This window comes from Pelomonas parva (genome assembly GCF_043555835.1).
GTDB classification, from domain to species: Bacteria; Pseudomonadota; Gammaproteobacteria; order Burkholderiales; family Burkholderiaceae_C; genus Pelomonas; species Pelomonas parva.
Window position 1 is genome coordinate 216,645 of record NZ_JBIGHV010000001.1, and the last position, 12,066, is coordinate 228,710.

Here is a 12,066-nt window from a genome sequence, read left to right on the forward strand (position 1 = left end):
CCCCCTACTCCGTAGGGGGGAGAGGTTGTGTGCAGGGCTTTGTGCGGCTTGGTGCAGACTTTGTGCAGACACTTGGTGCATCACGCCATCTCCTCAGACTGGAGCACCAGACCCTGCTTCGGGTTCCGGTTCGAGTAGTGCCCGACCGGGCCGCGGATGAAATGACCGCGCCCCATGAGGCGATTCATCGCCCTGGCCAGTTCTGAGGAGCTGTAGCCGCAGCCGAGGCCTTTCGCCGCCATCTGCTTGGGCAAGTAGTCCGGCGAGTTCTTGCCGTCGGTGGCGCTGATGCCCATCGCCTTCAGCGACTTGAAGCCGGCGACGACCAGCTCCTCGGCGCGCTTCTCGTCCAGCTGCGAGACCTGCCCTGCGACACCGCCGACCTGTACCTGGTCCGGCACCAACACCCCGTCGCGCATGCTGAAGCGCACGTAGTCGCGGCTGGAGTAGTTCGCCTTGCGCTTGCACAGGAAGCGCGCATCTGCGGCTTCGTCCTCGCCGTCGTCGCCCTTCTGGTCGGGCAACTTGGTGCCGAGGTACCAGCGCATGCGCACCGCGTTCTCCCATGCGGCCGAGCCGGCGAACTCCGAGCCGGCCTGGCGCGCCGTGTGGGCCAACAGCACCACGGCGAACTGCCGGCCGGAGACCAGCCCGGCCATGGAGTTGATGAAGGCGGTCACCTGGCCGCGCACGTTCTCATCGCCGCCGAACAGGTGAGCGACGTTGTCGAGCCAAAGGACGTCGATGCGCAGGTCGTTCACCTGGTGCCTCAGCTCATCGAAGATCGGGGTGCGCTTCAGCGCGCCGTAGGCCGGCGCCATCAGGACGCTGTCGACGCCGCGGCGGCTCTGGATGACCAAGTTGTCGGCCGGTGCGTCGAGCTCGACCTCGAGCTGCGCGCTGATGGCCTCCTGGCGGCGCCACAGCTCCTCGGCGTCGTCCTCGCAGGCCCAGATCAGGCTGCGGAAGGGCTGTTCGATCTCGCCGACGAAGCCGCGGCCGAGAGCACCGCACGTGGCGGCCTGCTGAGCCAGCAGAGTCTTGCCGACGCCGCCGGCAGCAGCGAACAGCGTCGGGCCGTCGGCGAGCCAGTCGCGGACGAACCACTGTCGCGCAGGCGCTTTCTGAGCGGCGAGATCGCGCAGGTCAAGCGTGCGCGGCCGCACCATCGTGCTGAGCGAGCGCTGCTCATGAAGCCGTGCAAACTCCAGCTTCAGATCGCCCAGCAGTTCCGCGGGCGGCTCGTTCTTGAAGGCGCGCGAACTGGCCACGTCGGCCGCCGCGATGATCGAGCGCAGGGTGGCTCGCTCGGCCACGATCTCCGCATACCGCACGATGTTCGCGGGGCTCGGCACCGACTGCGCGACCTGGTTCAGGTAGGACAGGCCACCGCATGCTGCTGCCGTGTCGCCCAGCTCGTCGAACACCGTGATGACGTCCACCGGCTTGCCGGCGCCGATCAGCGCGGTGATGGCCGTGAAGATGGTGCGATGCGTGTGCGAGTAGAAGTCGGCCGCGGTGAGGCTGTCGCTGATGCGCGCGAACGCCGTGCTGTCGATCAGCAGGCCGCCCAGCACGCTGTATTCCGCCTCGTCGGAGTGCGGCGGCGTGCGCAGCTGCTCCGGAGCGTCGATGTGATGCGCCGGGGGATCGACGATCACCGCTTGCCCTCGACGCGATCAAGCCAGGCCTCGACCTCGGCCAGCGTGGCGAACGACTTGGTCAGGTGCCAGCGCGAGACGATGAACTCGCTGCGGCCGGCGTCGTCCGGCAGGGCATGGAGCGTGGCGCCCAGCAGTGCGGCGCGAGCCTTGCAAGTGGCCAGAGCCTTTCCCTCAACAGCAGACGCAGCAGCGCTCATACCGGTGTGCCGGCCAGGCGCTGCAGATAGGCCTTGGCGTTCTCTGAGGTGACCCTGGTGCACCTGGCGCCGCGCTTCGACACCACGAGATCGCCGCGCTTCACCGCGCGATAGAGGGTGGCGATGGATTCGCCCGACAGCTTCGCCAGCGTTTCGAGCTTGAGCAGTGCGCCAGGGATGTTGATGACGTCGGTCGGCTGGCCTACACGCGTGTACTTTCTCTTTGCGACCTCTCCGCGTTCAGCGGCCAGCGGACTGGTAGGGACGTTGTGCAGTGCTTCCATTTGCGCTCCGTGACACGTCGTTTAACGACATGACGCAAATGGTCTGCCTTGGCGTCTCCCGACGCGACCCGGTCTTTAGCTCAATGACCGCCCCTACTTGGCTTGTCGCTTCAAGTCGAGCACGACGCGAAGCTTCGGAAACATAGCGCGACCTTCCCGCTCTATGTCTTCGATGGTGCTGGGTGACTTGGAATGCTTGATGCCGACGAGTTCGCGAGCTGCCCCCTTCTTGAGTCCATCGGCTTCGGCCTCCAACAGATCGATCAGGACGTCGAGCAGTTCTTCGGGTCGACGCTCCCGCGTCCCTGTGCCTTTCGCCTTGAGGTGCCCCGCCAGCATCTTGCGAAAGCCAGGCCGTCGATCAGCGATTGCGCCAACCTGTGCGGCCAGCAGGCGCATGAACTCTTGGCTCTGCAGAGCGTGCTCGAAGACATGCGCGAGGAGGCCCATCTCCTGCGCCGTCAGCGTGCTGGGTGGCAGATGGTCCGTGCGCGCATCGCGGTGAACTACCGGCATCAGCGTCGGCTTCCTTGTGCGCACAGGAACTCTAGAGCCGTCCGGTCGCTCTTCTGCAGGTTGCAGCGCTCGCAGGCCGCGACGAGGTTCAGCGCTTCGTCTGTCCCGCCCAGCGCGCGCGGCAACTGGTGCTCGACGTGCCACGCGCCGTCGATGCGCTGGGGCGTGCCGCAATAGTGGCAGCAACCGCCCGAGCGCACGAAGACCTCACGCCGGCGCCGAGACACCGGCCGGGGCGGTGGTTCAGCGGCCACCACCGACAGCTCAGCGTCCGACCAGAGGCGCGGCTGCACCCAGCGAGGCTCATCGTTCGCAGCGTGGGTGGCGCGCAGCACGCGCCGGGCGCCGGCCAGGGCCTCGGTCTTGCTTTCGGCAATGGCCAGCACCCGGCCGGCGCGCGGCTGGATCACAAGGAACCGGACCGCGTGCAGGCCGTTGCTGATCGTCGGCTGCGTGGCCAGCTCGAACTCGCCCTGGCCGAACAGACCGCCCAGCAGAGGGCGTCTGAGCATGGGTGGGGCGGTCATGACGCGTGCCTGCCGCGCAGCGTACCGATGCCCTGGACCGCGTTCGCCGCGAGGTTGACCGCCTCCATCGCTGGGGTCAGCACCGCTCGCAACGCGTAGGGGAGCGCTTCGTCGGCATCGGCACGAGACAGGGCGCGAAGCACCTCATCCAGGATGCAAAGCTGGCCATGCGCATACGCCAGCAGATCAGGGACGCCTGCGCCTGCGTTGAAGACCACGGCCGAGGGGCCATCGGTATCCAACCGAATGGTGTCGTGAATGCCGGCTTGGGCGCTGATCGGCAGCATGGCCCGGTCGGCGGAGAGTGCAGGTGAGCCGCTGGCGGCGGTAGAGTTATGAGAGGCCATGTTGATCTCCTATCGATCAGGGTGGTTCAGGGCTCGCTCGGTGTGTCACCACCTTGCGGGCCCGCTTTGCCGCCATCCGGGCGGCGCGGTCAAGCAGCCTTGAAGGGCACGATCTCCGCCCCCTGTGCCAAGCGCTGCAAGTAGTCGGCCCACAGATCCATCATCTGCCGGCGCTGTTCCATGAATTCGGCCCGGTCGTAGGCCATGCCCAGCGGCCCGGACTTGCCGTGCGCGAGCTGGGCCTCAATGACGTCGGGGTGCACGTTCAGGCGTTCGACCATCAGCGTGCGCGCCATCGCGCGGAAGCCGTGCGGTGTCATTGTGTCGTTGTCGAAGCCCATGCGCCGCAGTGCCGTGCGCAGCGTGTTATCGCTCATCGCGCGTTCGCCGGTGAGCAAGCTCGGGAAGACGAAGCGCCCGTGCCCGGTGAGCGGCTGCAGATCCTTCAACAGCTCCACGGCGCGCGGCGCCAGGGGCACGAAGTGCGGTCGGCCGTTGATCTTGCCGGCCTTGATGCGCTTCATGGAGTCGGCCGGGATCGTCAGCATGGCGGAGTCCAGGTCGACCCAGGCCCATTCCATGGCGCGGACGTTGCCCGGCCGCTGGAAGATCAGCGCCGACAGCTCCAGGGCCGTCCTGGTGGACGGCTGCCCCTCGTAACCATAGATAGCGCGCATGAGGTCGCCCGCAGCCTTGGGCTCTAGCACCGCGGCCATGTGCTTGGTCGCCACCGGCTTGAGTGCGCCGCCCAGCGTGGCCGCCGGGTTGTGCTCGCACGCGCCGATGGAGTTGCCGTGCTTGAACACCTGGCCGCAGGCCTCGCGCAGCGAGTGCGCCAGTTCCTTGACCCCCCTGCCCTCCACCCGCCGCAGCGTGCTCAGCAGCAGCGGAGCCTTGACGTCGACGATGGGCAGCTTGCCGATCCAGGGCAACACGTCTTTCTCAAGCCTGGCCAGCCAGCGCTCGGCATAGTGGTCGCTCCAGCCGGAGGCCTTCAGCTGGTGGAAGTCGCGCGCAACCGCCTCGAATGTGTTGACGCTGGCAGCTTTGCGCTGCAGCTTGGCGACGATGCGCTCCTGGGCCGGGTCGCTGCCGGCCTGCTGGAGCAACCGGGCCTCGTCGCGCTTGAGCCGGGCGGCCTTAGGCGCGGTGTCCGGGTAGGAGCCCAGCGCCAGGCGCTTCTCCTTGCCGCCGAAGTAGTACTTCCAGAACCAGCGCTTCGAGCCGGCGGGCGCGACTTCGAGGTACAGCCCCTGGCCATCGGCCAGCCGAACACGCTTCAGCTCAGGGGGGCATGCGGCGTTCTTGCATTCCAGATCGGTGAGCGGCATCGGGGAACAATCCTCGCTGCGAGACCGGAATCGGCCTTCGTTCCCCGAAATGTGCCCCTTGTTCCCCTGCGCTGCAATGCCTCGACATGCGACGCACTGACAAGAAAAAAGCCCCAAGTGCTTGATGCGCCTGGGGCTTTTGCGATTTCATGACGCATCATGAAGTGTTCTTATGGGGTGGCTGATGGGACTCGAACCCACGACGACAGGAATCACAATCCTGGACTCTACCAACTGAGCTACAGCCACCGCAGAGCCAAAGAGTATAGCGTAGAAATCAGGGTGCGCTAGCGGCAGACGCCGGTGCTGCCACCTTGATGACCGCCTTGTGCTGCGTCTTCAGCGCGGCCAGATAGGCCTCGCTTTCGGCGCGAGCCCAGGCGCTGGTGTACTGCTGGGCGGCTCGCTTGTCATCGATGACGGCAGCGTCACGCGGTTGCAGCTGGCTGATGCGCACGACGACGTAGCTGCCGTCGTCCGCCGCCACGCCCAACGCCGCAGGCAGCTTGGCCGCGTCGGCACCGAGCACGGCTTCGAGCTGGGCGCGGGTCAGGTTCAGCGGCTTGGCGCGCGAGACGGTCACCGCAGCCTCCAGGCCGGCCGTGTCGGTGGGCGTCGCCTTGAGCGCCGCCAGGCGCGCTTCGCCGGCCTTCTTCGCGTCAGCGCTGGCGAGCTTCTGCACGAGTTGCTGGCGGACGGTCTCCTTCACATCGGCCAACGGCGGCACGCGGGCGGGGTTGTGCTGGGTGACGCGGGCGGAGACCAGCTGGCTGGGGCCAGCCTCGACGGCTTCGGTGTTGCGCTTGTTGCGCAGCGCCTCGGCGCCGAAGACAGCGTCCAGCAGCTTGGGCGAGGCCAGTGGGCCGGTGGCGCCGGGCTGTGGCTGGCGCGCGACGGTGGCGGTCTGGATCTGCAGCTTGAGCTTGTCGGCCACCGGCTGCAGGCTGTCGGACTGTTCGTAGACCAGGTTGCCGAACTGCTCGGCGACCTCGGAGTAGCGGCGCTGGGCGAGCTGCTTGCGCACCTCGTCCTCGATCTCGCCGCGCACGGCCTCGAAGGACTTTTTCTCGCCGCCGCGGGCGCCGGTCATCTGGATGATGTGGAAGCCGAAGTCGGTCTCGACCAGGTTGCTGATCTCGCCTTCCTTCATCGCGTAGACGGCAGCATCGAACTCCTTGACCATGGCACCTCGACCAAAGAAGTCGAGGTCACCCCCATTGGCGCCCGAGCCCTCGTCCTGCGAGTTCTTCCTGGCGACGTCGGCGAAGGACGCAGGCGTCTTGCGCACCTGGGCCAGCAACTCCTCGGCCTTGGCCTTGGCCTTGGCGCGCTCCTCAGCGGGCGCGCTGCGCTCGGCCTTGATGAGGATGTGGCTGGCGCGGCGCTCTTCCGGCACGCCGTAGCGCGAGGCGTTCTCGGCGTAGTACTTGCGCAGGTCTTCCTCGGTGAAGGTCACGTCCTTCTTCAGCGCTTCCAAGTCCAGCACCACGTACTGGATCTGGGCCGATTCGGGCAACTGGAACTTGGTGGCGTTGGCCGGTTCCTTGTAGAACGCTTCGAGTTCCGCGTCGGTGGGCGACAGCTTGGCGGCGAAGTCCCGCACGTCGAAGCGCTGCAGCTGCACCTCGCGCTGCTGCAGCAGGGAGTCGAAGGCCAGCTTGGCGTTGGCAGCGCCGGCCACCGCAGAGGTCTCGACGGGCGTCATGACCTGGCGCAGCGCGTAGCTCTGGCGCATGCGCTCGACGAAGCCGGTAGGCGTCAAGCCCTGCGCGGCAAGGATGCCCTTGTTGACCGTGCCGTCCGGGTTGCGCAAGTCCTTGAACTCCGGACTGTTGAAGATCCGGTCCTGGACGGTCTCGAAGCTGGGCGTGAAGTGCTGGTGCGTGGCTTCGGCCTGCAGCGTGCGCTCGTTGACGAGGTTCTCCAGCGCCCGGTGCTTGATCTCCGGCGTGTCCAGCAGCTTGGCATCGATGCCGGGGCTCTGGCGGCGGATGTTGTCGGCCTGCTCGCGCTGGGCGAGCTCCCATTCGGCCTGCGTGATCTTGCGGCCATCGACCGTAGCGACGCCGGCGTTGGCGCCGTCCATCATGCTGGTGTAGCCCTCCATGCCGACGAAGGCGAAGGACGGCAGGATCAACAGCAGCAGGATGCCCTGGAACAGGCGCATGTGAGCGCGGACGAAATCAAACATCTCGGGAAGCCTTGAGGATCAAACGCGACGAAGGCGAACCGAGGTTCGCCTTCGAGGGGAGTCACATTCTATGGTGGGCGCTGACGGGCTCGAACCGCCGACAATCTCCGTGTAAGGGAGGTGCTCTACCAACTGAGCTAAGCGCCCGGAAAAACCGGGAATTCTCGGAACCGGCGAGGGCTTCAGTTCACAGCGTCCTTGAGCGCCTTGCCGGGTTTGAACTTGGGCACCTTGGCCGACTTGATCTTGATCGCATCGCCGGTGCGCGGGTTGCGGCCGGCGCGCGCGGCGCGTTTGGTGATGCTGAACGTGCCGAAGCCTACCAGCGACACGGTGCCGTTCTTCTTCAGCGTCGTCTTGACGCCGCCGATGACGGCTTCGAGCGCCCGCCCCGCAGCGGCCTTGGAAATGTCGGCCTGCTTGGCGATGTGCTCGATCAATTCTGACTTGTTCACTCGTGCCCCCAGATTGGACGATTCAGCGGACTGTTGCGCCCCGCAGCTTGGTCGACGTGCAGGACTCAGTTGAGACGGCGACCCGCACACTGCTGAAGCCCGGAGGGGGCCGCGTTGGCGGCCTGGGGCTCGCGCGGGGAAGGCGATTCTAGACGCGGGCCCGACGGTCGGCGGGGCGGGAAAAGTCCCGATACAACTCGTTGTCGCGCAAGCTGGCGGACAGCGTCCGAGCGAGCGTCTCAACGCGCCTTGGCCCGGATCTCCGGCAAGGCCTTCTGCAGGTAATAGACCATCGACCAGATGGTCAGCACGACGGCGGCATAGACCAGCCAGGTGCCCCAGAGCCGTGTCGGGATGACGCCGAACAGCGTGCCGTCGTACAGAAGGAAGGGGATGGCCACCATCTGCACCGTCGTCTTGAGCTTGCCCACCATGTGGACGGCGACGCTGCGCGAGGCGCCGATCTGCGCCATCCACTCGCGCAGCGCCGAGATGGCGATCTCGCGGCCGACGATGACGAGCGCAACGAAGGCGTTGACGCGGCCCAGCTCCAGCAGGATGAGCAACGCCGAGCAGACCAGGAACTTGTCGGCCACCGGGTCGAGGAAGGCGCCGAAGGACGAGGTCTGGTTGAGCTTGCGGGCGAGGTAGCCGTCCAGCCAGTCGGTCAGCGCGACGACGATGAACAGGCTGGTCGCGAACAGGTTCTGTTGGGAGGGCTGCAGCTCCAGGTAGAACACGCCGACGATCAGCGGGATGGCCACGATGCGGGCCCAGGTCAACAGAGTCGGTAGCGTCCAGAACATGCGGGCGATTGTGCACAACCCAGGGGCATCGCCACGGCTAGGTTGTGGTGGCGAACCCTCAATCGAGGCTGCGCGGCTTGAAGCGGCGGTTCTCGTCGAAGAGGAAGGTTTCGGTGAATCGCCAGGGCTCGGGCATGCGGCGCACGTCACCGAAGGGGGCGGCGCGGTGCACGGCGTCGATGGCCATCTGCAATGTCTCGGGGCCGAACCTGGGCGGGCGCAGGACGTTGATCTTGCGCACGCTGCCGTCGGCCTTCACCTCCACGTCCAGCACGACGACGGTCAGCAGGTGCGAAGGCGCCGGCGTCATGTAGCTGCGCTCCGGGTTGGCCATGACGAGACGCTGCGCCGCCTGGCGACGCAACTCCTCATGGGTGCGTACCGGCTTGGGCGCCGGCATGCCCTGGGGCTTGTGCAGCGTGGCCGGGGGTTGCGGGGCGGGTGCAGGCACGGCTGCCGGGGCAGCAACGGGCGCGGGCGCCGGCTGCGCCGGGGCGGGAGCCGGTGCACGAGGCGCGGCGCCACAGGCGGCCAGGAAGGGTGCAATCAGCCAGCAAGCGGCGCGTTTGATGCGGTCCATGGTTTCTCCTCCGAGTCTGTTCTTGTCGCGATCTTGCATTCAGTGCAGCGCGCGGTAGATATCTTCGGCTAGCTCGCGTGAGATGCCTTTCACGCTGCACAACTCGTCGACGCTGGCGCCCGCCACACCGCGCACACCACCAAAGCGCTGCAGCAGCTGCGAGCGCTTCTTGGGGCCCACGCCGGGCACGTCCTCCAGCCGCGAGCCGCCGGTACGCGTGGCCGCACGCTTGGCGCGCATGCCGGTGATGGCAAAGCGATGGGCCTCGTCGCGGATCTGCGCGATCAGCATCAGCGCGGCGGAGTCGCGGCCCAGGTAGACCTTCTCGCGGCCGTCGGCGAACACCAGCTCCTCCAGCCCGACCTTGCGGCCCTCGCCCTTCTCGACGCCGGCGATCAAGCTCAGGTCCAGTCCCAGCTCCTCGAAGACCTCGCGCGCCATGCTGACCTGGCCGCGACCGCCGTCCACCAGCACCAGGTCAGGCAGGCGCCCCGTGCCGAGCTGGGCGGCCTCGGCCATCTTGGCGTAGCGGCGCGTCAGCACCTGGCGCATGGCGGCATAGTCGTCGCCGCCTGTGATGCCCTCAATGTTGTAACGACGGTACTGGCTGCTCTGCATCTGGTGGCTCTCGAAGACGACGCAGCTCGCCATCGTCGCCTCGCCGGCCGTGTGGCTGATGTCGAAGCACTCGACGCGGAACTTGTCGATCTCGGCGACGGACAGGTCCAGCGCATCGACCAGCGCCCGCGTGCGCGCCTGCTGCGAGCCCTCCTCGGCCAAGAGCCGCGCCAGCGCCAGCTCGGCGCCCTTGACGCACATCTCCAGCCAGATGCGCCGCTGGCCGCGCGGTTGGGCCTGCACGGTGACACGGCTGCCGGCCTGCGTGCTCAGCGCATCGGCAAGGCTGGCCTCGACGGGGTCGCTGACGACGATGAGGCCAGGCACCGGCGACGCCAGGTAGTGCTGGGCCATGAAAGCCTCCAGCACCAGCCGCTCGGGCGAAAGCCGCGCTTCGTCGTCCAGCTGGATGGCCGTCGCGTCGTCGACATGCTTGGGAAAGAACGCCCGGTCGCCCAGATGCCGGCCGCCGCGCACCATGGCCAGGTTCACGCAGGCCTTGCCGCCCTGCACCTTGACGGCCAGCACATCCACGTCGCGTTCGCCGCCGGTGGCGCTGCTTTCTTCCATGACCTGCTGCTGCAGCACCTTGGACAGCGCCTGGATCTGGTTTCGCACTTCGGCGGCCAGCTCGTACTGGAAGCGCTCGGCGTAGGCGCCCATCTGCTCCTGCAGCGCTGCCAGCACCGCATCGGTCTCACCGCGCAGGAAGCGCTCGGCGCTGCGCACGTCGCGCTCGTATTCCGGCGTCTGGCCGAGTGGCACGCAGGGGGCCGAACAGCGCTTGATCTGGTGCAAGAGGCAGGGCCGGCTGCGGTTGTTGAAGACGCTGTCCTCGCAGGTGCGCAGCTTGAACACCTTCTGCATCAGCTGGATGGACTCCTTCACCGCCCAGGCACTGGGGAAGGGGCCGAAGTACTGGTGCCGCTTGTCCACCGCGCCGCGGTAGTAGGCCATGCGCGGCCAGGCGTGCGCGGTGATCTTCAGGTAGGGGTAGCTCTTGTCGTCGCGGAACAGGATGTTGAAGCGCGGGTTCAACGTCTTGATGAGGTTGTTCTCCAGCAGCAGCGCCTCGGCCTCGGTACGCACGACCGTGGTCTCCATGCGCGCGATGCGCGAGACCATGACGCCGATGCGCGTGCCGCCGTGGTTTTTCTGGAAGTAGCTGGAGACGCGCTTCTTCAGCTCCCTGGCCTTGCCGACGTAGAGCACCTCGCCCTTGGCGTCGAAGTAGCGATAGACGCCCGGCATGGCCGGCAGCGCATTGACCTCGATCAGCAGCTTCTCGCGCGTCTCGCGGGCGGCGGCCTCCAGATCGGCGGCGCGTTGCTTCTCGGCGGCTTCGATGACGGCGCGCTCGGCGGGGGCTTGCTCGCCGAGGTCGGCGGGGGAAGGAGGCGTGCTGGACATTGGCGAGATTCTGGCCTGGGACAATGAGGTCCATGCTCTGGGACATCTTCTGCCGCGTCATCGACAACCACGGCGACCTCGGCGTCTGCTGGCGGCTGGCGCGTGATCTGGCGGCACGCGGTGAGCGCGCCAGGCTGTGGATCGACGACGCGACGGCGCTGGGTTGGATGGCGCCAGAGCGGCCCGGCGGCATCGACGTTTGTGTATGGCCGATGGGCGACGTGGACGTGCAGCCGGGCGACGTCGTCATCGAAGCCTTCGGCTGCGACCTCCCCCCCGCCTTTGTCGCCCGCATGGCCGCGCGGCAGCCGGTGCCGCGCTGGATCAACCTGGAATACCTCAGCGCCGAGGACTACGTCGAGCGCAGCCACGGCCTGGCCTCGCCGCAGTTCAGCGGCCCTGGCGCGGGCCTGACCAAGCACTTCTTCTACCCCGGCTTCACGCCGCGCACCGGTGGGCTGCTGCGCGAACCGGGCCTGCTGGAGCGCATCGCTGCGTTCGACGGGCCGGCCTGGCTGGCCGCGCATGGCTGGGCGCCGCAGCCCGGCGAGCGTGTCGTCAGCCTGTTCGCCTACGCCAATCAGGCCCTGCCGCCGCTGCTGAATGCACTCGCCGATCAACCCACACTGCTGCTGGCCTGCCCGGGACCGTTGCAGGCGCAGATCGCCGATCGCCCGGGCCTGCGCACGGTCGCCCTGCCCTATCTCGCCCAGGACGACTACGACCGGCTGCTGTGGGCGTGCGACCTGAATTTCGTCCGCGGCGAGGATTCGTTTGTGCGCGCGCAGTGGGCCGGCAAGCCCTTTGTCTGGCAGATCTACCCGCAGGACGACAACGCCCACTACGCCAAGCTCGAGGCCTTCATGGCCCGCGCCGACCTGCCCGACGCCTGGCGCGCGGTCTGGCGCGGCTGGAACGGCCTCGGTGCACTGCCGGCACGGCCCGAAGGCCTGACCGACGCCACAGCTCACGCACCGGCCTGGCGTGCGCAGTTGGCGACTCAACCCGACCTGCTCAGCCAGCTTCTCTGGTTCCTGGGGGCTTTCCGCTAGAATGTCGGGCTTTGCCGCGCCAAGCCGAGACGGAATCTGGTGCGCTGCAACGGTTCACCAGCTGGCACCGCCAGCCCCCAACTTCGCA

Annotated in this window: 13 protein-coding genes and 2 tRNA genes; 1 reads left to right on the forward strand and 14 read right to left on the reverse strand. The window is 67.4% G+C overall.

Translation table 11 applies throughout. From position 1 onward, the window contains the following. Window positions 1–80 precede the first annotated feature (80 nt). The 14 genes from ACG00Y_RS00710 to uvrC form a co-directional block, all read right to left on the reverse strand. Entirely contained in the window at window positions 81–1,661 is a 1,581-nt protein-coding gene (locus tag ACG00Y_RS00710; protein ID WP_394475341.1) for a DnaB-like helicase N-terminal domain-containing protein, read from the reverse strand. Further along, the gene (locus ACG00Y_RS00715; protein WP_394475342.1) at window positions 1,658–1,861 is read right to left on the reverse strand and encodes a hypothetical protein; all 204 of its coding nucleotides are present in this window, start codon (window positions 1,859–1,861) and stop codon (window positions 1,658–1,660) included. Before ACG00Y_RS00715 ends, ACG00Y_RS00710 begins: the two co-directional genes overlap by 4 nt. Then, window positions 1,858–2,145, reverse strand: a complete 288-nt coding sequence (locus ACG00Y_RS00720; protein ID WP_394475343.1) for a hypothetical protein — start codon at window positions 2,143–2,145, stop codon at window positions 1,858–1,860. Before ACG00Y_RS00720 ends, ACG00Y_RS00715 begins: the two co-directional genes overlap by 4 nt. Before the next feature lie 93 nt (window positions 2,146–2,238). Beyond that, the gene (locus tag ACG00Y_RS00725) at window positions 2,239–2,661 is read right to left on the reverse strand and encodes a hypothetical protein (RefSeq protein ID WP_394475344.1); all 423 of its coding nucleotides are present in this window, start codon (window positions 2,659–2,661) and stop codon (window positions 2,239–2,241) included. Next, window positions 2,661–3,173 (reverse strand): HNH endonuclease, encoded by a 513-nt coding sequence (locus tag ACG00Y_RS00730; protein WP_394475345.1) that lies wholly within the window; start codon window positions 3,171–3,173, stop codon window positions 2,661–2,663. Before ACG00Y_RS00730 ends, ACG00Y_RS00725 begins: the two co-directional genes overlap by 1 nt. Before the next feature lie 11 nt (window positions 3,174–3,184). Continuing rightward, complete coding sequence (locus tag ACG00Y_RS00735) at window positions 3,185–3,535, reverse strand: hypothetical protein (protein WP_394475346.1); 351 nt, start codon at window positions 3,533–3,535, stop codon at window positions 3,185–3,187. A gap of 89 nt (window positions 3,536–3,624) precedes the next feature. Continuing rightward, window positions 3,625–4,866 (reverse strand): tyrosine-type recombinase/integrase, encoded by a 1,242-nt coding sequence (locus ACG00Y_RS00740; protein ID WP_394475347.1) that lies wholly within the window; start codon window positions 4,864–4,866, stop codon window positions 3,625–3,627. A 173-nt stretch (window positions 4,867–5,039) separates the two neighbouring features. After that, a tRNA-His gene (locus tag ACG00Y_RS00745) sits at window positions 5,040–5,115 on the reverse strand. 28 nt (window positions 5,116–5,143) lie between these two features. Then, window positions 5,144–7,057, reverse strand: coding sequence for a SurA N-terminal domain-containing protein (locus ACG00Y_RS00750; protein ID WP_394475348.1), 1,914 nt, complete (start codon window positions 7,055–7,057; stop codon window positions 5,144–5,146). A 71-nt stretch (window positions 7,058–7,128) separates the two neighbouring features. After that, window positions 7,129–7,204: transfer RNA gene (locus ACG00Y_RS00755), tRNA-Val, on the reverse strand. A gap of 35 nt (window positions 7,205–7,239) precedes the next feature. Further along, the gene (locus ACG00Y_RS00760) at window positions 7,240–7,512 is read right to left on the reverse strand and encodes an HU family DNA-binding protein (RefSeq protein WP_394475349.1); all 273 of its coding nucleotides are present in this window, start codon (window positions 7,510–7,512) and stop codon (window positions 7,240–7,242) included. 239 nt (window positions 7,513–7,751) lie between these two features. Then, window positions 7,752–8,318, reverse strand: a complete 567-nt coding sequence (gene pgsA / locus ACG00Y_RS00765; RefSeq protein WP_394475350.1) for a CDP-diacylglycerol--glycerol-3-phosphate 3-phosphatidyltransferase — start codon at window positions 8,316–8,318, stop codon at window positions 7,752–7,754. A 58-nt stretch (window positions 8,319–8,376) separates the two neighbouring features. Further along, window positions 8,377–8,898 (reverse strand): hypothetical protein, encoded by a 522-nt coding sequence (locus ACG00Y_RS00770; RefSeq protein WP_394475351.1) that lies wholly within the window; start codon window positions 8,896–8,898, stop codon window positions 8,377–8,379. A 39-nt stretch (window positions 8,899–8,937) separates the two neighbouring features. Further along, complete coding sequence (gene uvrC / locus ACG00Y_RS00775) at window positions 8,938–10,926, reverse strand: excinuclease ABC subunit UvrC (protein ID WP_394475352.1); 1,989 nt, start codon at window positions 10,924–10,926, stop codon at window positions 8,938–8,940. Window positions 10,927–10,949: 23 nt separating this feature from the next. Between uvrC and earP the strand changes: the two genes are divergently transcribed. Continuing rightward, window positions 10,950–11,978 carry an elongation factor P maturation arginine rhamnosyltransferase EarP gene (gene earP, locus ACG00Y_RS00780; RefSeq protein ID WP_394475353.1) on the forward strand — a complete coding sequence of 343 codons (1,029 nt, stop codon included), beginning with the start codon at window positions 10,950–10,952 and terminating at the stop codon, window positions 11,976–11,978. The last annotated feature ends 88 nt before the right edge of the window (window positions 11,979–12,066 follow it).

What these genes read in the sequence shown, in the direction of transcription:
- ACG00Y_RS00750 (WP_394475348.1), bottom strand. Translation starts at nt 7,057, where the DNA reads ATGTTTGATTTCGTCCGCGCTCACATGCGCCTGTTCCAGGGCATCCTG.
- ACG00Y_RS00730 (WP_394475345.1), bottom strand. Translation starts at nt 3,173, where the DNA reads ATGCTCAGACGCCCTCTGCTGGGCGGTCTGTTCGGCCAGGGCGAGTTC.
- earP (WP_394475353.1), top strand. Translation starts at nt 10,950, where the DNA reads ATGAGGTCCATGCTCTGGGACATCTTCTGCCGCGTCATCGACAACCAC.
- ACG00Y_RS00725 (WP_394475344.1), bottom strand. Translation starts at nt 2,661, where the DNA reads ATGCCGGTAGTTCACCGCGATGCGCGCACGGACCATCTGCCACCCAGC.
- ACG00Y_RS00740 (WP_394475347.1), bottom strand. Translation starts at nt 4,866, where the DNA reads ATGCCGCTCACCGATCTGGAATGCAAGAACGCCGCATGCCCCCCTGAG.
- uvrC (WP_394475352.1), bottom strand. Translation starts at nt 10,926, where the DNA reads ATGTCCAGCACGCCTCCTTCCCCCGCCGACCTCGGCGAGCAAGCCCCC.
- ACG00Y_RS00735 (WP_394475346.1), bottom strand. Translation starts at nt 3,535, where the DNA reads ATGGCCTCTCATAACTCTACCGCCGCCAGCGGCTCACCTGCACTCTCC.
- ACG00Y_RS00720 (WP_394475343.1), bottom strand. Translation starts at nt 2,145, where the DNA reads ATGGAAGCACTGCACAACGTCCCTACCAGTCCGCTGGCCGCTGAACGC.
- pgsA (WP_394475350.1), bottom strand. Translation starts at nt 8,318, where the DNA reads ATGTTCTGGACGCTACCGACTCTGTTGACCTGGGCCCGCATCGTGGCC.
- ACG00Y_RS00715 (WP_394475342.1), bottom strand. Translation starts at nt 1,861, where the DNA reads ATGAGCGCTGCTGCGTCTGCTGTTGAGGGAAAGGCTCTGGCCACTTGC.
- ACG00Y_RS00770 (WP_394475351.1), bottom strand. Translation starts at nt 8,898, where the DNA reads ATGGACCGCATCAAACGCGCCGCTTGCTGGCTGATTGCACCCTTCCTG.